14 protein-coding genes and 1 pseudogene are annotated in these 16,466 nt (G+C 71.0%); 8 read left to right on the top strand and 7 right to left on the bottom strand.

The window, feature by feature from the left end:
* Window positions 1–15 precede the first annotated feature (15 nt).
* From C7474_RS12400 to C7474_RS12385, 4 genes are read right to left on the bottom strand one after another with little or no spacing between them, the layout of a single operon-like run.
* Complete coding sequence (locus C7474_RS12400; protein WP_121060755.1) at window positions 16–735, bottom strand: ABC transporter ATP-binding protein; 720 nt, start codon at window positions 733–735, stop codon at window positions 16–18.
* 50 nt (window positions 736–785) lie between these two features.
* Window positions 786–1,826 (bottom strand): ABC transporter ATP-binding protein, encoded by a 1,041-nt coding sequence (locus C7474_RS12395; RefSeq protein ID WP_241965232.1) that lies wholly within the window; start codon window positions 1,824–1,826, stop codon window positions 786–788.
* The gene (locus C7474_RS12390; RefSeq protein ID WP_121060753.1) at window positions 1,816–2,805 is read right to left on the bottom strand and encodes a branched-chain amino acid ABC transporter permease; all 990 of its coding nucleotides are present in this window, start codon (window positions 2,803–2,805) and stop codon (window positions 1,816–1,818) included. Before C7474_RS12390 ends, C7474_RS12395 begins: the two co-directional genes overlap by 11 nt.
* A gap of 5 nt (window positions 2,806–2,810) precedes the next feature.
* Window positions 2,811–4,169: a branched-chain amino acid ABC transporter permease gene (locus C7474_RS12385; RefSeq protein ID WP_241965231.1), complete on the bottom strand. Its 1,359-nt coding sequence runs from the start codon at window positions 4,167–4,169 to the stop codon at window positions 2,811–2,813.
* Window positions 4,170–4,389: 220 nt separating this feature from the next.
* Between C7474_RS12385 and guaB the strand changes: the two genes are divergently transcribed.
* Window positions 4,390–5,892 carry an IMP dehydrogenase gene (gene guaB / locus C7474_RS12380; RefSeq protein ID WP_121060354.1) on the top strand — a complete coding sequence of 501 codons (1,503 nt, stop codon included), beginning with the start codon at window positions 4,390–4,392 and terminating at the stop codon, window positions 5,890–5,892.
* Between the two features lie 204 nt (window positions 5,893–6,096).
* Window positions 6,097–6,951 (top strand): endonuclease domain-containing protein, encoded by an 855-nt coding sequence (locus C7474_RS12375; RefSeq protein WP_121060353.1) that lies wholly within the window; start codon window positions 6,097–6,099, stop codon window positions 6,949–6,951.
* 210 nt (window positions 6,952–7,161) lie between these two features.
* Here C7474_RS12375 and C7474_RS15315 read toward each other — a convergent pair.
* The 3 genes and pseudogenes from C7474_RS15315 to C7474_RS14930 form a co-directional block, all read right to left on the bottom strand.
* A pseudogene (locus C7474_RS15315) lies at window positions 7,162–7,206 on the bottom strand (hypothetical protein); the annotation flags it as partial.
* A 103-nt stretch (window positions 7,207–7,309) separates the two neighbouring features.
* Entirely contained in the window at window positions 7,310–8,455 is a 1,146-nt protein-coding gene (locus C7474_RS12365; protein WP_121060352.1) for an FAD-dependent oxidoreductase, read from the bottom strand.
* Window positions 8,452–10,347 carry an FAD/NAD(P)-binding protein gene (locus C7474_RS14930; protein WP_147436715.1) on the bottom strand — a complete coding sequence of 632 codons (1,896 nt, stop codon included), beginning with the start codon at window positions 10,345–10,347 and terminating at the stop codon, window positions 8,452–8,454. Before C7474_RS14930 ends, C7474_RS12365 begins: the two co-directional genes overlap by 4 nt.
* 162 nt (window positions 10,348–10,509) lie before the next feature.
* Between C7474_RS14930 and C7474_RS12345 the strand changes: the two genes are divergently transcribed.
* From C7474_RS12345 to C7474_RS12325, 6 genes are all read left to right on the top strand, one after another.
* Window positions 10,510–11,679: an ABC transporter substrate-binding protein gene (locus C7474_RS12345; RefSeq protein WP_158597337.1), complete on the top strand. Its 1,170-nt coding sequence runs from the start codon at window positions 10,510–10,512 to the stop codon at window positions 11,677–11,679.
* A gap of 73 nt (window positions 11,680–11,752) precedes the next feature.
* Entirely contained in the window at window positions 11,753–13,618 is a 1,866-nt protein-coding gene (locus C7474_RS12340) for an ABC transporter permease (RefSeq protein ID WP_199692447.1), read from the top strand.
* Window positions 13,615–14,466: an ABC transporter ATP-binding protein gene (locus tag C7474_RS15175; RefSeq protein WP_199692446.1), complete on the top strand. Its 852-nt coding sequence runs from the start codon at window positions 13,615–13,617 to the stop codon at window positions 14,464–14,466. The genes C7474_RS12340 and C7474_RS15175 overlap by 4 nt, the downstream gene beginning before the upstream one ends.
* On the top strand, window positions 14,459–15,286 hold the full coding sequence (locus tag C7474_RS15170; RefSeq protein ID WP_199692445.1) for an ABC transporter ATP-binding protein: 828 nt from the start codon (window positions 14,459–14,461) through the stop codon (window positions 15,284–15,286). The genes C7474_RS15175 and C7474_RS15170 overlap by 8 nt, the downstream gene beginning before the upstream one ends.
* Window positions 15,279–15,800: a hypothetical protein gene (locus C7474_RS12330; RefSeq protein WP_121060347.1), complete on the top strand. Its 522-nt coding sequence runs from the start codon at window positions 15,279–15,281 to the stop codon at window positions 15,798–15,800. Before C7474_RS15170 ends, C7474_RS12330 begins: the two co-directional genes overlap by 8 nt.
* Entirely contained in the window at window positions 15,797–16,423 is a 627-nt protein-coding gene (locus C7474_RS12325) for a peroxidase-related enzyme (protein WP_121060346.1), read from the top strand. The genes C7474_RS12330 and C7474_RS12325 overlap by 4 nt, the downstream gene beginning before the upstream one ends.
* The last annotated feature ends 43 nt before the right edge of the window (window positions 16,424–16,466 follow it).

Here is a 16,466-nt window from a genome sequence, read left to right as displayed (position 1 = left end):
CCCGGGCGCGAGGACTCAGTCCTCGGCGCCCAGAGTGCCCAGGTACAGGCCGATGACCTGCGGGTCGTTCAGCAGCTCGCGGCCGGTGCCCTCGTAGGCGTCACGGCCCTGGTCGAGCACGTAGCCGCGGTCGCAGATCTGCAGGCAGCGCCGGGCGTTCTGCTCGACCATGATCGTCGTCACGCCCGCCTTGTTGATGTCGGAGACCCGGATGAAGGCGTCGTCCTGACGGACGGGCGACAGGCCCGCCGACGGCTCGTCGAGCAGCAGCACCGACGGGTCCATCATGAGGGCGCGGCTCATCGCGACCATCTGCCGCTCACCACCCGACAGCGATCCGGCGCGCTGCTTGAGGCGCTTGCCGAGCTCCGCGAAGATGCCGGTGACGAACTCGAGCCGCTCGGCGTAGATCTTGGGGTTCTGGTAGAGCCCCATCTGCAGGTTCTCCTCGATCGACAGCGAGGGGAAGACGTTGTTCGTCTGCGGCACGAACGCGACACCGCGCTGCACGAGCTTGTCAGCCTTCAAACCCACGATCGATTCGCCGTTGACGGTGATGTCGCCGCCGCGCACCTTCACGAGGCCGAAGATCGACTTCAGCAGTGTCGACTTGCCGGCGCCGTTCGGGCCGATGATGCCGATCAGCTCGCCCTTGCGGGCGACGAGGTTGGCGTTGTTGATGATGTTGATGCCGGGCAGGTAGCCGGCGAGCAGGTCGGTGACCTGCACGACGATCTCGCCCTCGGATGCGGGAGCCGGCGACGCGGGAGCCGTTGCGGGAGTGCTCACTTGTTCTCCTCCTCGGCGTCGGCGATCGCCGCCGCCTCGTCTTCCTTGATCTCCTCGAGCAGCTCCTTCGCCTCGGCGTCGAGCTCTCCGGCGACGCGGCCGGTGACGACGCCCAGGTCGACGTCCTGGTGGCTGCCGAGATACGCGTCGATGACCGCCTGGTCCTGCATGACGGTGTCCGGCGGGCCCTCGGCGACGACCTTGCCCTCGGCCATCACGATCACCCAGTCGGCGATGTGACGCACCATGTGCATGTCGTGCTCGACGAACAGCACGCTCACACCCAGATCCTTGAGGTCGAGGATGTGGTCCAGGAGCGACTGGGTGAGGGCCGGGTTGACGCCGGCCATCGGCTCGTCGAGCATGATGAGGTTCGGGTCGCTCATGAGCGCCCGCGCCATCTCGAGGAGCTTGCGCTGACCGCCCGACAGCGATGCGGCGAAGTCCTTCTCCTTCGCGTCGAGCTTGAAGCGCTTGAGCAGATCGCGCGCCTTGACCTCGTTGGCCTCCTCCTGCGAGCGCCACACACCCGGGACGAAGGCCTGCCAGAACTTCTCGCCGCGCTGGTCCGGGGCGCCGAGCTTCATGTTCTCGAGCACCGTCAGCAGCGAGAGCGCCTTGGTGAGCTGGAAGGTGCGCACCTGGCCCATGCGGGCCACCTTGAACGCCGGGATGCCGGAGAGGTTCTGCCCGTCGTACGACCACGTGCCCGAGTTCGGCTTGTCGAACCCGCACAGCAGGTTGAACAGCGTGGTCTTGCCGGCGCCGTTGGGGCCGATGAGGGCCGTGATGGCGTTGCGCGGGATCTCGATGTGGTCGACGTCGACGGCGGTGAGTCCGCCGAAGCGACGGGTGACGCCGTCGACGACCATGATCGGGTCGACCTTGGCCACGCCGGGGGCCGCGGGGCCCTTCGCGAGGCCGGTGGTCTTCGGACGCGGGACGCTGCCGGTCACCGGGGCGGGCTCGCCGCCGGCATCCGGAGTCTGCGGCTGCTCGCTGGGCGGCTGGTTACTTGGCGGCTGGTTATTTGACAAAGGTCATCTCCCTCTTGTCGCCGAGGATGCCCTGCGGCCTGAAGATCACGAGGAGCATGAGCGCGACGCCCACGAGGATGTAGCGGAGCGTGCCCGCCTGGATGTCGGTCATCGGCAGCCAGCCCTCCTGCGCCATCTCGGGCAGCAGGTTGCCGAGTAGGGCCATGACCATCCAGAAGATGACCGCGCCCAGGCTCGGGCCGAAGATCGTCGAGGCGCCGCCGAGCAGCAGGATCGTCCACAGGAAGAAGGTCAGTGCCGTGGTGTAGCTCGACGGGATGACCGCCGAGGGCAGCACGTAGACGACGCCGCCGAGTGCGCCGATCACGCCGCCGACGACGAGCGCCTGCATCTTGTAGGCGAACACGTTCTTGCCGAGCGAACGCACCGCGTCCTCGTCCTCGCGGATGCCCTTCAGCACGCGCCCCCACGGGCTGCGCATGAGCGCCCACACGACGAACAGCGAGATCGCCAGCAGGATGAGGCCGAACACGACGACCCACAGCTGCTGCGCCGTGAAGGTCCACGGTCCCCAGCCGTAGCGCTCGCCGCGCTCGAGCGTGGGGAACGGGTTCGCGGACTGGAACGAGCCGTTGTAGTTGCCGAGGCCGTCAGCCGAGTTGGTCCACTCGTCGAAGACCTGCGTCGTGAACAGCAGACGCACGATCTCGGCGGCCGCGATCGTCACGATGGCGAGGTAGTCGGCGCGCAGGCGCAGGGTCGGGATGCCGAGGATCACCGCGAAGACGGCCGCCAGCAGCAGGCCGACGATCATCGCCAGGTACCACGGCAGACCGAAGGTCAGCACCGAGATCGCGTAGCCGTAGGCGCCGAGGGCCATGAAGCCCGCCATGCCGAAGTTCAACAGTCCCGCATAGCCGAAGTGGACCGCGAGGCCCGTGGCCGCCAGCGCGTACGCGATGGTGACGGGGCTCAGGATGTACCCGAGCGTGTTGGAGAGGATGCCACCCCAATCCATGGCGGTCACCCGAGCCTTTCTTTACGACCGAGCAGACCCTGGGGTCTGACCAGCAGGATGAGGATCAGCACGACGAGGGCGCCCGCGTACTTGAGGTCGGACGGGATCCACAGCGTCGAGGTCTCTACGACGATGCCGACGATGAGCGAGCCCAGCAACGCGCCGAACGCGGTGCCGAGGCCGCCGAGCGTGATGGCCGCGAAGATGAGCAGCAGCATCTGCGTGCCCATGTCCCAGCGCACGCCGGGGCGGAAGTACGCCCACAGCACGCCCGAGATCGCCGCCAGCGTGCCGGCGAGCACCCAGACCGTGCGGATGACGCGGTCGACGTTGATGCCGGAGGCCGCCGCCAGCTGCGGGTTGTCGCTGATGGCGCGTGTGGCCTTTCCGACGCGGGTGCGCAGCAGGAAGAACGCGACGGCGACGATGACGACGATGCTCACGGCCATCGAGATGAGGTCGATGTAGGAGAGCTGGATCGGCCCCAGTTGGAAGGGCGCGGGGCTCGCGCCGGGCAACTGGTAGGTCTTGCCGCCGACGAAGAACTGGAACGTGTAGCGCAGCGCCAGCGACAGGCCGATGCTCACGATCATGAGCTGGACGACACCCAGCCCGCGCCGTCGCAGCGGCCGCCACAGTCCCGCATCCATCGCGAGGCCGAGCGCCGCACCGCCGAGGATGGCGGCGACGATGCCGAGCCACAGCGGCAGCGACCACGTCGTGGAGAACACGAGCGCGACGAGCGCGCCCCACGTCACCATTTCACCGTGGGCGAAGTTCGACAGTCCCGTCGTGCCGTAGATCAGCGCCGCACCCATCGCCGCGAGCGCGAGCAGCAGCCCGAAGTTCAGGCCGTTGACCAGGCGGATCGCCAACTGGTCGACGAACGACGTCGTCACCCGCTCGCCCGCACCGAGGAACAGGTTCACGATCTTCGTGTTCGTGAGGCCGAACTCGACTTCGAACTCGCCCGTGGTTCCGGACTTCGGCTGCAGGCCCTCCGGCAGCTGCGCCGGGTCGACGATCACGCCGTCGGGGAGGTCGGACTCCGTGATGACGAGTGTGTAGGTCTCCTTCTCGGGGACGTACAGGCGCCAGCGGCCCTCGGCATCCGTGATCGTCTCGGCCTCGAAGCCGTTGCCGGTGATCGAGACGGTCACGTCGGGGACGGGCTGGTCGGCGTTGGTGATGACGCCGCCGAAGTAGAACGGGGTCTGCTCCTGGTCGGCGCCGGGGGTGTCGGGTGCGGCGGCGTGCGCGGCGAGCGGACTGCCGGATATCAGCAGTACGGCCGCCAGCAGGGCGCCCAGCAGCAGCACGGTCCAGCGCAGAGGCCGGCGTGCCGCGACGGTCGTGGGACTCAAAGGTTCCTCCAGTCAGGGCGCACCCTCGGGTGGTGCGGTCGCATCGACATTGATGAACGACGGTACGAGCGTAATGTGTCGTCCTTGTTTCGGTGAGCAAGTGATGTGTTTCCGGTCGCCGGAAGCGCTGCTGCGGCGGCGTCCGCGGGAATGGATCTTCGGGTGCGCCGCTTAGAATTCTCAAGGGCCCACCGCACGCGACACGCAGGAGATTCAGCGCATGGAGTACAACGACCCGTTCGGTTTCGTCGGACTGACCTACGACGACGTGCTGCTGCTGCCGGGGCACACCGACGTCATCCCGTCGGAGGCCGACACGTCCTCGCGCGTCACCCGTCGCATCACGGTCGCGACGCCCCTGCTGTCGGCGGCCATGGACACCGTCACCGAGGCGCGGCTTGCCATCGCCGTCGCGCGCGAGGGCGGGCTCGGGATCATCCACCGCAACCTCTCGATCCAGGATCAGGCCGCGATGGTCGACCAGGTCAAGCGGTCCGAGTCGGGCATGATCACCGACCCGATCACGACGCACCCCGACGCCACGATCGACGAGGTCGACGCGCTGTGCGCCCAGTACCGCATCTCCGGCCTGCCGGTCGTCGACGAGGCGGGCAAGCTCGTGGGCATCATCACCAACCGCGACATGCGGTTCGTGTCGGGCTTCGAGCGTCAGACCACGAAGGTGCGCGACGTCATGACCAGCGAGGGCCTCGTCACCGGTCGCGTCGGCATCGGCGCGGGCGATGTCATCGCCCTGTTCGCGCAGCACCGCGTCGAGAAGCTGCCGCTCCTCGACGAGCACGGGGCACTGGCCGGCCTCATCACGATCAAGGACTTCGACAAGAGCGAGAAGTACCCGCTCGCGACCAAGGACGACCAGGGACGCCTGCGCGTCGGCGCCGCCATCGGCTTCTTCGGCGACGCGTGGGAGCGCGCCGAGGCGCTGCGCGACGCCGGCGTCGACGTGCTCGTCGTCGACACCGCCAACGGCCAGTCCGCCGGCGTGATCGACATGGTCGCGCGCATCAAGGCCGACCCCACGTTCGCCCACATCGACGTCATCGGCGGCAACGTTGCCACGCGCGAGGGCGCGCAGGCCCTCATCGACGCCGGTGCGGATGCCGTCAAGGTCGGCGTCGGCCCCGGCTCGATCTGCACGACCCGTATCATCGCCGGCGTCGGCGTGCCGCAGGTCACCGCGATCTACGAGGCCTCCCTCGCCGCCCGCGAGGCCGGTGTCCCCGTCATCGCCGACGGCGGTCTGCAGTACTCCGGCGACATCGCCAAGGCGCTCGTCGCCGGTGCCGACTCGGTCATGATCGGCTCGCTGCTCGCCGGTACCGACGAGTCGCCGGGCGAAGTCGTCTTCCAGGGCGGCAAGCAGTTCAAGCTCTACCGCGGCATGGGGTCGCTGGGCGCGCTGCAGACCCGCGGCAAGAAGACCTCGTACTCGAAGGACCGCTACTTCCAGGCCGACGTGCCCAGCGACGACAAGCTCATCCCCGAGGGCATCGAGGGTCAGGTCGCCTACCGGGGCCCCGTCTCGGCCGTCGCCTACCAGCTCATCGGCGGGCTGCGTCAGTCGATGTTCTACGTCGGCGCGCGCACGGTCGACGAGCTGAAGGCCAAGGGCAAGTTCGTGCGGATCACCGCCGCCGGCCTCAAGGAATCGCACCCCCACGACGTGCAGATCGTCGTCGAGGCGCCCAACTACAAGAAGTAGGCGCCGGGCCCGCTCTCAATCGGAATCTCGCGCACCAACTCCGCACGACCGCACGAACTCCGCACCCAGACGCTGGTTCGGGTGCGGAGTACGTGAAATTCTGCGGAGTTCGTAGCGCCCTCCCCAGCTCGCCTCCTCGTGGATCCGTCCACGGATCTGCGGCTCGCTCCGCCACGCCTCCGCGCGCGGCGGCAGGATGCCGAGATGCTGCTCCTCCCGCTCGCCGAACGCCTCGAGGGTTCCGCCCTCCACCGCTCCCAGCTGCGCGCCGAGGGGTACTCCGACGCCCGCCTGCGGGCGGAGGTGCGGGCGGGCGGCGTAGAGGTGTTCCGTCGTGCGTGGTTCGTCTCGGCATCCGCCCCCGACGACCTGCGCGAAGCGGCCCGTCTGGGAGGTCGGCTGACGTGCACGACCCTCGCTCCGCAGCGGGGGTGGTGGATGCCGGAGGGCATCGGCGACGAGCTGCACCTCCACTTCCCGCCCGGCAGCACCGGGCCGCGGGCACCGGCGGACTGGCCGGGTGTGCGGCACTGGACGCGCCCGCTCGCGCCGCTCGGCCGGACGCTCGTCGCGAGCATCGAGGACGCCCTGGCCCACATCGCGGTGTGCCAACCCCACGACGCGGCCCTCGTGCTGTGGGAGGCGGCGACCCGCGTCGAGAACCTGTCGCCCGAGGCGCTGCGCAACATCCGGTGGGACTCGCCGGCGGCGCGAGAGCTCGCCGCCGAAGTCAACGGTCTCGCCGACTCCGGGCTCGAGGTGCTCGTGTGCGCGCCGCTGCGGCGGCTGTGGGTTCAGGTGCGGCAGCAGGTCGTGCTCGCCGGCAAGCCGGTCGACGTGCTCGTCGGCCGGTGGCTCGTCGTCCAGATCGACGGGTGGGCGCACCACTCCAGCGCGGCGCAGCGAGGCAAAGACCTCGCGCACGACGCCGAGCTGCGCCTTCGGGGCTACACCGTGCTGCGCTTCTCGCACGCGCAGGTCGTGCACGACAAACGCGGCACGATGCGCCTCATCCAGCGGGCACTCGCCGCCGGGCTGCACATCAACTCCGCAGCATGACACCAACTCCGCATCGAGACGCGCGATCGGATGCGGAGTACGTGAGATTCTGCGGAGTTCGTGCCTCCGGCGGACGGGCGACGCCGGACGTGCGTCATCCACAGCAGGCAGAGGAGTAGAAAGCTCAGCACGAAGTTCAGCACGAGCGCGGCCCATCGCGCCGAGCGCCGCCCACATGTCGGCGTCGGAGTGGATCTCGCCGAGCGAGTGCGATGTGAGGTCGAGCACGAGCAGCGTCGCGGCGATCGCGAACACACCGTCGGTGAAGGCGTCGAGGCGGCGCGTCGAGACCGTCGCGTGGCTGCGCGTTCGGATCAGGCGCCCAGGCTGGCGGCCCCGACGGGGGTGCGCCCGCGGGTCAGCGTCCCAGGCGGAAAGCGGGCGCGACGGGGTGGTCGGCGTCGAGGGCGAGGCCCGCGAGGGTCGCCCCGACGCCGGGCGCGAACTTGAAGCCCTGCCCCGAGAAGCCGGCCCCCACGACGATGCGGTCGCGGCGATCGAGCACGAATGCCTCATCGGGTGTCGTCGTGTAGGTGCACGAGATCGGCGCGGCCGTGCCGGGGTCGAGCCCCGGGAACCACTCGCGCACATAGTCGCGCAGCTCGCGCTGGAGCACCGGCCGATGTGGGCGCGCGTCGGGATCGGTCTCGTCGCCGATGCCGTGGAATCCGACCTTGACGCCTTCGCCTGGGGTCGGCATGCCGTAGACGTTCGCCGGCTGGGAGCCCGGCGCGACGAAGTGGTTGAACGAGGGCCACGGTCCGGCGCCCGCGGCCGTCGCGCGCGGCGCGAAGTGGGCGGGGGTCTCCTCCGTGACGCGCAGGCGCGGCAGCCGGATGCCGAGACCGCTCGCCTCGATCAGCGGGCGGGTCCAAGCGCCCGCCGTCACGACGGCGACGTCGGCGCGGATCGTTCCGGCATCCGTCACCACGTCGAACCCGTCGGCACCGGGGACGACGCGGCGCGCGGGGGCGCTCCATCGCACGTCGCCGCCGGCGGCGACGATGCGACGCTCGAGTTCGCGAAGCGTCGCGGCAGCCCTCGCGACGCCGGCGTCGGGGGAGTGCAGCACGGTGCCGTCGAACCGCATGCCCGGCCACCGCCGCGCCGCTTCGGCGGGGTCGAGCAGCTCCGCCGGGATGCCCCGCGCGGCGAGCCCCGCCGCGATGGCCTCGAGCGCCGACCCGGTGCGCGGCGCGCTGCCCGCGCTGCCGAGGGAGGCGCCCGAGCCGTGCGAGACGAGGCCGTGCAGCCGCAGCAGCGGTTCGCCGTCGACCTCGCCCAGGTCATCCCACCCCTCGCGCGCGAGGGCGAGCAGGTCGAGGTAGTGCGTGTCGGCGTACGCGTTGTTGTAGTTGCGGGTCTCACCGTGCGAGGCGCCCTCGTGGTGTCCCCGGGCGAAGCGCTCCACGACGATCGGCCGCGCACCGCGGCGCGCCAGCTGCCACGCCGTCGCGAGCCCCATCACCCCACCGCCGATCACGACGATCCGCCGGTCGCTCATGCCGCTTCTCCCTCCGACTGCGCGTGCCGCTCACCGGTGACCGCCGCGTGCACGGCTGCCGCATGCGCGAGGGAGGCCCGCGCCGCGGCGTCGGTCTCGCGCAGCACGGACGAGTTCGTGCCCGGCACGGGAGCGATGATCGTGAAGACCCGGATGTCCTCATGCGGCACCCCGACCGAGAAGAGTCCCGGCACAACCTCGCCGTCGCCTCCGATGACGGCGCCGTCGGCAGGGCGGATGTCGAGGGCATCGCTCGTCACACCGTCGCCGTCGTCGACACGGTGTCGCCAGGCACGAGCGAAACCCGCGTCGCGGAGGCTCCGCAGCAACGGGTCGGCCGTGTGGGCGACCGTCGGCGTCGGCAGCCACGCCTCGACGAGCCTGCTCGCCTCGACCGGCGCAGGCAGGCCCGGCGCGGTGACCCGCACGCCGGTCGCGTGCGGCAGGACCGCCATCGCGGGCCCCGTGAACGTGACGATACCGGCATCGTGCAGCGCGAGCAGCTGTCGCGCCCGCCGTAGCGGCGGGCCCGACCCGAACGACGCCGCGACCGCGAGGAATCGCCGGTAGGCGGGGAAGGACGCCGCCGTCACCCCGCCGAACGCGACGAGGTCGATAAGCGCGCCCCGGGCGGCGGCGTAGGAGTGCAGGCCCAGCTTGACTGGGCTGTCGGCGCCGAGCGCCGCCTGTGCGGCATCCGCGCGGACGAACGCCGCGACCTCGGCATCGGCGTTCGCGCCGCGCCGCCCGCCGTCGTCTCCCCGTACTTCGAGCGGCGCAGCCGCGCGGTGCAGGTCGAGTCGGTCCGCCCCGTCGGGCACGAGCGTGTCGAGGTCGACGGGGTCACCGGCGACGAGCGCCGACTGCAGGGCGGCGAGGTCGGTGACGGCGCCGGGGCGCACCCGATCGAGCGCCGTGTAGTGGTCGTACTGCGCGTCGCGCTCGATGAGCGGCAGGACGTCGCGGGCGAAGTCGACGGGGCGCCGGGCGTGCAGCGCGGGCAGCGCGGCACGGAGGATCCGCTGCGCCGGGAAGAACGGCGGCGCGCCGAACGCCGGCTTCGCGCGGTAGGGCACCCCGCGCCGCGATCCTGCGACGATGCGCGGTTCGCGTCCTGAGGGTTCGTAGCGCGTCAGGTCGTCCGAGAATCGACCGCCTCGCCCCTCGGTGAGCAGGCTCAGAGTGTCGAAGAAGCCCATCCCGAGCCCGCGGATCGCGACCGTCTCACCGGGCGTGACGGCGCTGAGGTCCTGGTCGATCGGGTTTCCCGGCGGCACGATCCGCGGGTGCACGGCGACATCGTCCCGCTCGAGCCAGCCGACGGCGAGCACCACGGCATCCGCCGCGTACCGCGTGCCGTTCGCCGTGAGACGCCACCCGCGGCCTTCGCGCGCGAGCGCGTCGACCCGCGCCGGCACGACCGTGACGGTGACGGATGCCGGGGCGGCGGCGACGATGCGCGCGAACGCCCACCGCAGATAGTGCCCGTAGAGCAGCCGCGAGGGGCTGGAGTCGTCGCGCGTCCGCGCCGCTTCCGCCGCGACGGGTGCCGGGAGCGCAGCGGCCTCGGCCGCGGGGGCGGCGACGACGTCGGCGCACCACTGCGCGAGGGTCGGCCCGGCGATCCGCGGGCCCTCGACCTCGACGGAGTCGTCGAGGAACACCGTCGACTGCGCCGCGACGGTGTTCATGATGAGCGTCTGCGGCTGCCCGTCGCGCCAGATGCGCCCCGAGCCGGGGGGATGCGGATCGAAGACCGTGATCTCGACGGGGACGTCGCCGTGCATCTGTGCCGCATGCGACACGAGGCGCTCGACGAGAGAGGTGCCGCGCACGCTGCCGCCGACGACGGCGATCGTCACGCCCGGGGCGTCTGCGGAGTATTCGCTCATGCCTCCGTCAGTCTGCCATCCGCCGTGCGGGCGGTCGACGCTGTGTATCACTCTGTTTCATTCGAATGGAATACCGTGCGCCTGCTCGGGTTGGATCGGAGCACGCCCCGCGCACAGCACTCCGCACGGGCCGCCCCGCACCCTCTCTCACCAGGAGTCGACATGCCCACCCGTCCCACCGTCCTGATCGCCGGGACCGCCGCCCTCGCCCTCACGCTCGGTCTCGCCGCGTGCTCCGGAGACTCCGACCCCACCGTATCCGGCGGGGGTTCGTCGTCCGAGCCGATCCGCTTCGGCGTCGCGCTGCCGCAGACCGGCGACCAGGCGCAGTACGGCGAGTACTTCGAGCAGGGTCTCGACCTCGCACTCGCCCAGCTCAACGATGCCGGGGGTATCGACGGTCGCACGGTCGAGCTCGTCTACGAGGACACACAGGCCGACCCCGCGCAGGCACCCGCCGTCGCGCAGAAGTTCGTCGACGACGCGTCGATCCTCGCGGTGCTCGGCGACTTCGGCAGCCCGGCCACGGCCGCCGCGAGCCCGATCCTGCAGTCCGCGGGGCTCACGCAGTTCGCGTTCTCCGCCTCGGCATCCACCGTCACAGATCCGGGTGACTACATCTTCGCGACGTGGGTTTCGCAGGAGTACGAGGCGCCGCGACTCGCCCAGTTCGCCGCCGAGCAGGGCGAGAAGGCCGCGGTGTTCTACCACGACACCGATTGGGGTCTGAACACCCACGGCTTCTTCTCCGACGGCGCCGCGGACGCCGGACTCGACGAGGTGTACGCGACCGGCTACAACCCCGAGAGCACCGACTTCCGACCGCTGCTGCTCGCCGCGCAGGCCGCCGATCCCGAGGTCATCGTGCTGATCTCGTACGCGGCCGACGGTGCGCTCATCACGGCGCAGGCGCGCGAGCTCGGCATCGAGGTGCCGATCGTCGGCATCAGCTCGATCTACAACCAGCAGTTCATCGAGCTGGCCGGCGACGCCGCGGAGGGCGTGCAGACGCTGAGCTACTTCACGCCCGCCAACCCGGACGAGCGCGTGCAGCAGTTCATCGCTGACTTCGACGAGGCCTACGACGTCGAGACCCCCTCGGACTACGCGATCCGCGCGTACGACGCATTCACCGTCGTCGCGGCCGCCGCCGCCCAGGCTGCGGATGCCGGCGACCTCGACCGCTCGACGCTGCGCGACGCGCTCGACGATGGCAGCGACTTCGAGACGATCCTGTACGGTCCGATCACGTTCTCGGAGGACCGCCGCGTGACCGACGCCGAGCAGTACGCGCTCGTCGTCGAAGACGGCCAGTTCGTCCTGCGCGACTGATCACCGCACCGCGCGCTCCGGCCTGGGCGCCCCGTGACGGGGCGCCCAGGCCTGCGCCACGAGAGGCAACATCATGGACATTCTCCTCGCGGGGCTCGTCAGCGGCAGCACGTACGCCCTGCTCGCTGTCGGCGTCTCGCTGATCTTCGGCGTCTCGAACATCGTCAACTTCGCCCACGGGGCCGTCTTCGCAATCGGCGGCATGCTCGGGTGGTTCCTCGCGGCGGTGCTCGGCTGGCCGCTGTGGGCGGTGCTGACCGGCGTCGTCCTCGCGACGAGCGTGCTCGGCCTCGCGATCTACCTCGTCGCGGTGCGGCCGCTGCGGGCCGCGCCCGGCATCGCCGTGCTGCTCGCGACCTTCGCCGTCGGGATCATCCTCGACAACACGTCGCAGCGGACCTTCGGGGCCGAGACGCGCAGGTTCCCAGCGCTGCTCGAACGCAGCAACCTCGAGCTGTTCGGCTTCCGGTTCGGCACGATCGCGCTCGTCATCGTGGGCGTCAGCGTCGTGTGCGTGAGCGTGCTGGCGATCGTCCTCACCCGGACGCGGCTGGGTCGTGCGATCCGCGCCACGTCGCAGGATGCGGATGCCGCCGCGCAGATGGGCATCCCGGTGGCGCGCGTGCAGGCGCTGTCGTTCGTCATTGCGTCGGCCCTCGGCGGTGTCGCGGGCGTGCTCGTCGGCATGTACTTCTCGAACGTCGCGCCGTCGATGGGATTCACCGCGGGCGTGCAGGCCTTCGCCGCCGCGACGATCGGCGGGCTCGGATCGCTGCCCGGAGCCATCGTCGGCGGGCTCGTGCTCGGCGTCGCGGAGGCCTTCGGTGTCGCGCTCGGGGGCGACTCGGTGCGCCAGCTGATCACCTTCGGCTCGCTCATCCTGGTGCTGTGGATCCGGCCCGGCGGGATCCTCGGGAAGGTTCCGACGATCGCGAGCGAACCGATGACCGGCACGTTCTTCGGCGCCGGCCGGCCGCTGCGCCTACCGCCTTTGGTGGCGCTCGGGCTCATCGTCGTCGGCGCCCTCGTACCGCTCGTCGCGGGCGACTACCTGCTGCGGACGGGCTCCCTCGTATGGATCTACGCCCTCTTCGCCCTCTCGGTCACTCTCGCGGGCGGGTTCGCCGGTCAGATCGTGCTCGGACAGGCGGGGGCGCTCGCCGTCGGCGCCTACACCTCGGCGCTGCTCGTGACGAAGGCGGGCTGGGGGTTCTGGCCGGCCTTCCTCGCGGCGGGTCTGCTCGCTGCGGTCATCAGCGTCGTGCTCACAGCACCGACCTGGCGGCTGCGCGGACATTACGTGTCGATGGCGACCCTCGCGACCGGCGCGTTCATCGGCGCACTCGCGCTGAACCTGCCCGATCTCACGAACGGTGCGCGGGGCATCTTCGGCATCCCGCGGCCCGATCTGTTCGGTGTGCCGATCAGCTCGGCCACCGGGATGTACCTGCTCACCTTCGCGATCCTGGTCGTGGGCGTCGTCTTCGCCTCGCGTCTGGGCTCCTCGCACCTCGGACGGACGTGGGCCGCCGTCCGCGAGGACGAGGTCGCCGCCGCCGCCTCCGGCATCCACCCCGCGGCGTACAAGTCCCTCGCGTTTGGACTCGGGTCGACCCTCGCGGGCTTCGCGGGCGCGCTGTACGCCTCGCAGGTGACCTACATCGAGCCCGCGCAGTTCGGCATCTCGCTGTCGGTCCTCGCTGTCACGATCGTGATCCTCGGCGGACTGCGGGCGCCCATGGGAGCGGTCGTCGGCGCGATCGTGCTCGTGGGCATCCCCGAGCTGTTCCGCCCGCTCGCCGAATGGCGGCTGCTCTTCTACGGCATCGTGCTGCTCGTGCTGATCCTCGTGCGCCCGCAGGGGCTGTGGTCGCACGTCGAACCGGTCGCGCGCGTGTGGCGGAAAGCCACCGGGCGACGGAAGGAGGTGGCGTCATGACGGCGCTTCTCGAAGTGCGCGGACTCGTCAAGCGTTTCGGCGGCATGACGGTCGTCGACGATGTCACCTTCGACGTCGGGGAGGGTGAGGTCGTCTCGATCATCGGGCCGAACGGCAGCGGCAAGACGACGACGCTCAACATCATCTCCGGCACGTTGCCCGCATCGGCCGGATCGGTCCGTGTCGCCGGCCGGTCGATCATGGGCCGTCGGCCCGACCGCATCGCCGAGTTGGGCCTCGCACGCACCTTCCAGAACGGGCGGGTCATCGGCAACCTCACGGTCGCCGACAACGTGCTCGTCGGGCTGGAGCCGGTGCAGCGGGTGGGGCGCCCGTTCCCGCGGCTGCGCCACCTCGTGGGGCTCCGCTGGATCCCGCTGCTGGCGGAGACGGCATCCGCGCTCGTCCCGTCCCGTACCCGCCGGCAGCAGGACGCGGCCGACCGCGAACGCGTCGCTCGCGAACTCGACCGCTTCGGCACGCGACTCGCGCCCCGCATCGCGCAGTACGCGTACACCCTGTCGTATGCGAACCGCCGGCGCACCGAGATCGCGCGCGCCCTCGTGTCCGCTCCGCGGCTGCTCGTGCTCGACGAGCCGACGGCGGGGATGAACCAGACCGAGACCGCCGAAGTGCTGCAGCAGCTGCAGGAGCTCAAGCGGCGCGGCCAGACGATCCTGCTCGTGGAGCACAAGATCGACCTCGTGATGACGCTGTCCGATCGGGTGCTCGTGCTCGACGACGGCGTCGTGATCTCGCAGGGTCCGCCCGATCGGGTGCGACGCGATCCCCGCGTCGTCGAGGCCTACCTCGGAAAGGCGTTCGCGGAGGCGATGGACGATGAGTGAGCCGCTGCTGGAGTTCCGGGGCGTCAGCGTCGACTACGGCCCGAGCCGGGCCCTGAGCGACGTGTCGCTGACGCTGGATGCCGGGCACGTCGTGTGCCTGCTGGGCGGCAACGCGTCGGGCAAGTCGACGACGATGAAGACGATCCTGGGGCTCGTCCGCCCCGCGGCGGGGTCGGTGCACCTCGACGGGGCCGACATCACGAAGTGGTCGACGCCGCGGCGCGTGCAGGCGGGTCTCGCGTCCGTGCCCGAGGCGCGGAGGGTGTTCCCCGAGATGACCGTCGAGGACAACCTGCTCACCGGCGCGTACACCCGGCGTGATCGGGCGGTGCGTGCGACGCTCGACGAGGTCTACACCTTCTTCCCGCGGCTGCGCGAGCGGCGGCGACAGCTCGCCGGAACGATGTCGGGGGGCGAGCAGCAGATGCTCGCGTTCGGCCGCGCCCTGATGAGCCGCCCGCGACTGATCTGCATGGACGAGCCGACGATGGGGCTCGCCCCCATCGTGGTCGAGCGGGTGCTCGAGCACATCTCGCGCATCTCGCAGGAGCTCGGCGTCAGCGTGTTCCTCGTGGAGCAGAACGCCGAGCTCGCCCTGCAGGTCGCCGACCGCGGCTACGTGCTGCGCACGGGCGAGATCGCCGTCGCCGGCACGGCCCGCGAACTGCTCGCGAATCCGGGCGTCCGCGAGGCGTATCTCGGCGGCGGGGGTGCGGCCGGCGCGGGTGACGCCGCTCTCGACCCGATCGCGCTGGCCGACGGCATCCGCCCCGGCGACGAGCCGACGACCCGACCCGACCCGAGGAGGGCTCATGACTGACGTGATCCGCGACATCGCCGAGATCGACGACGATCGCCCACGCGACCACCGACCGGTGGTGCGCGAGGCGGCCCAGTCGGCCTACGACGCGCTGTTCGCCGTGCCGCTGGACGACCCCGTGCCCGGCGTCGGGCGGGATCTGCGCCACCTGATCGCGGCGCGCGCCGCGTGGCTCGAGGGCGACCGCTCCGCGGCGGACTGGTACCTCGCCCGGACCGGCGGTGTGGCGGACGCCGCGGACCTGGCCGTCGGGGGAGCCGACGGTGCCGCGGGGGTGCGCGCCGGGCGCAGGCTGCGCGCGGCACTGCGGCACGTCGACGCTCTCGTGACGAGGCCGGCTTCGACGACGGCCGACGACCTGGCGGGCCTCGTTGCCGCCGGCTGGAGTGCCGCCGAGATCGTCGTCCTCGGGCAGATCGTCGGACTCGTCAGCTACCAGGTGCGCGTCGCGCAGGCGCTGCGCGTGCAGGACGATCTGTTCGGCCACGAGATCCACGAGGAAGGCTCGCGATGAGCACACGATTCACGACGGCCGAGCGCGCCTGGCACGCGTGGGCCGAACCCGTCGGGCCCGAGACCGGTTCGCCCGAACAGATCCACGCCTACGAATCGAGCGTCTGGCCCGACTCGCCCTACTTCCGTCTGCTGGCATGGCACCCCGCCTCGCTCGAGGCGCGCACAGCGCTCGACCGGGCGATCTTCCTCGCGCGCCCCGGCCTCGGTCGCGGTGAGCGCGAGCTCGCGGCGACCGTCGCCTCGCGGGTCAACGGGTGCGAGCTGTGCGCGAGCGTCCACTCGCGTTTCACTGTGACGTTCACGAAGCGGGGGGACGAGGTCCGCCGCCTGCTCGAAGAGGGGGTAGAGACCGATCTCGACGAGCGGTGGCGTGTGATCGTCGACGCGTCGGCGGCGCTCACCGCCTCACCGCCCCGATTCGGCGCGCACCACGTCCGCGCCCTGCTCGATGCCGGGCTCACCCGCAGCGACGTCCAGGACGTCGTCGAGGCGGCGGCGTTCTTCGCCTGGGCGAACCGCCTCATGCTGTCGCTGGGCGAGCCGGCCGAGCCGGGCGAGGACGACGCCGACGCGCTCGCGAACCAGCGCGCGGCCGACGCGTCTGCTTCCGCATCTGCCTGAGCGCCGGCATCCGCCGACCGCGACGCGTGACGACGAGGGTGCC

This window comes from Microbacterium telephonicum (assembly GCF_003651225.1).
In the GTDB taxonomy this organism is placed as follows: Bacteria; Actinomycetota; Actinomycetes; order Actinomycetales; family Microbacteriaceae; genus Microbacterium; species Microbacterium telephonicum.
Note: the sequence above shows the minus strand (reverse complement) of the source record. Positions and strands in the feature narration are given on the sequence as shown.

Coding starts and splice junctions, on each gene's coding strand:
- C7474_RS12325 (WP_121060346.1), top strand. CDS start 15,797: ATGAGCACACGATTCACGACGGCCGAGCGCGCCTGGCACGCGTGGGCC.
- C7474_RS15175 (WP_199692446.1), top strand. CDS start 13,615: ATGACGGCGCTTCTCGAAGTGCGCGGACTCGTCAAGCGTTTCGGCGGC.
- C7474_RS14930 (WP_147436715.1), bottom strand. CDS start 10,347: ATGAGCGAATACTCCGCAGACGCCCCGGGCGTGACGATCGCCGTCGTC.
- C7474_RS12390 (WP_121060753.1), bottom strand. CDS start 2,805: ATGGATTGGGGTGGCATCCTCTCCAACACGCTCGGGTACATCCTGAGC.
- guaB (WP_121060354.1), top strand. CDS start 4,390: ATGGAGTACAACGACCCGTTCGGTTTCGTCGGACTGACCTACGACGAC.
- C7474_RS12340 (WP_199692447.1), top strand. CDS start 11,753: ATGGACATTCTCCTCGCGGGGCTCGTCAGCGGCAGCACGTACGCCCTG.
- C7474_RS15170 (WP_199692445.1), top strand. CDS start 14,459: ATGAGTGAGCCGCTGCTGGAGTTCCGGGGCGTCAGCGTCGACTACGGC.
- C7474_RS12330 (WP_121060347.1), top strand. CDS start 15,279: ATGACTGACGTGATCCGCGACATCGCCGAGATCGACGACGATCGCCCA.
- C7474_RS12365 (WP_121060352.1), bottom strand. CDS start 8,455: ATGAGCGACCGGCGGATCGTCGTGATCGGCGGTGGGGTGATGGGGCTC.
- C7474_RS12345 (WP_158597337.1), top strand. CDS start 10,510: ATGCCCACCCGTCCCACCGTCCTGATCGCCGGGACCGCCGCCCTCGCC.
- C7474_RS12375 (WP_121060353.1), top strand. CDS start 6,097: ATGCTGCTCCTCCCGCTCGCCGAACGCCTCGAGGGTTCCGCCCTCCAC.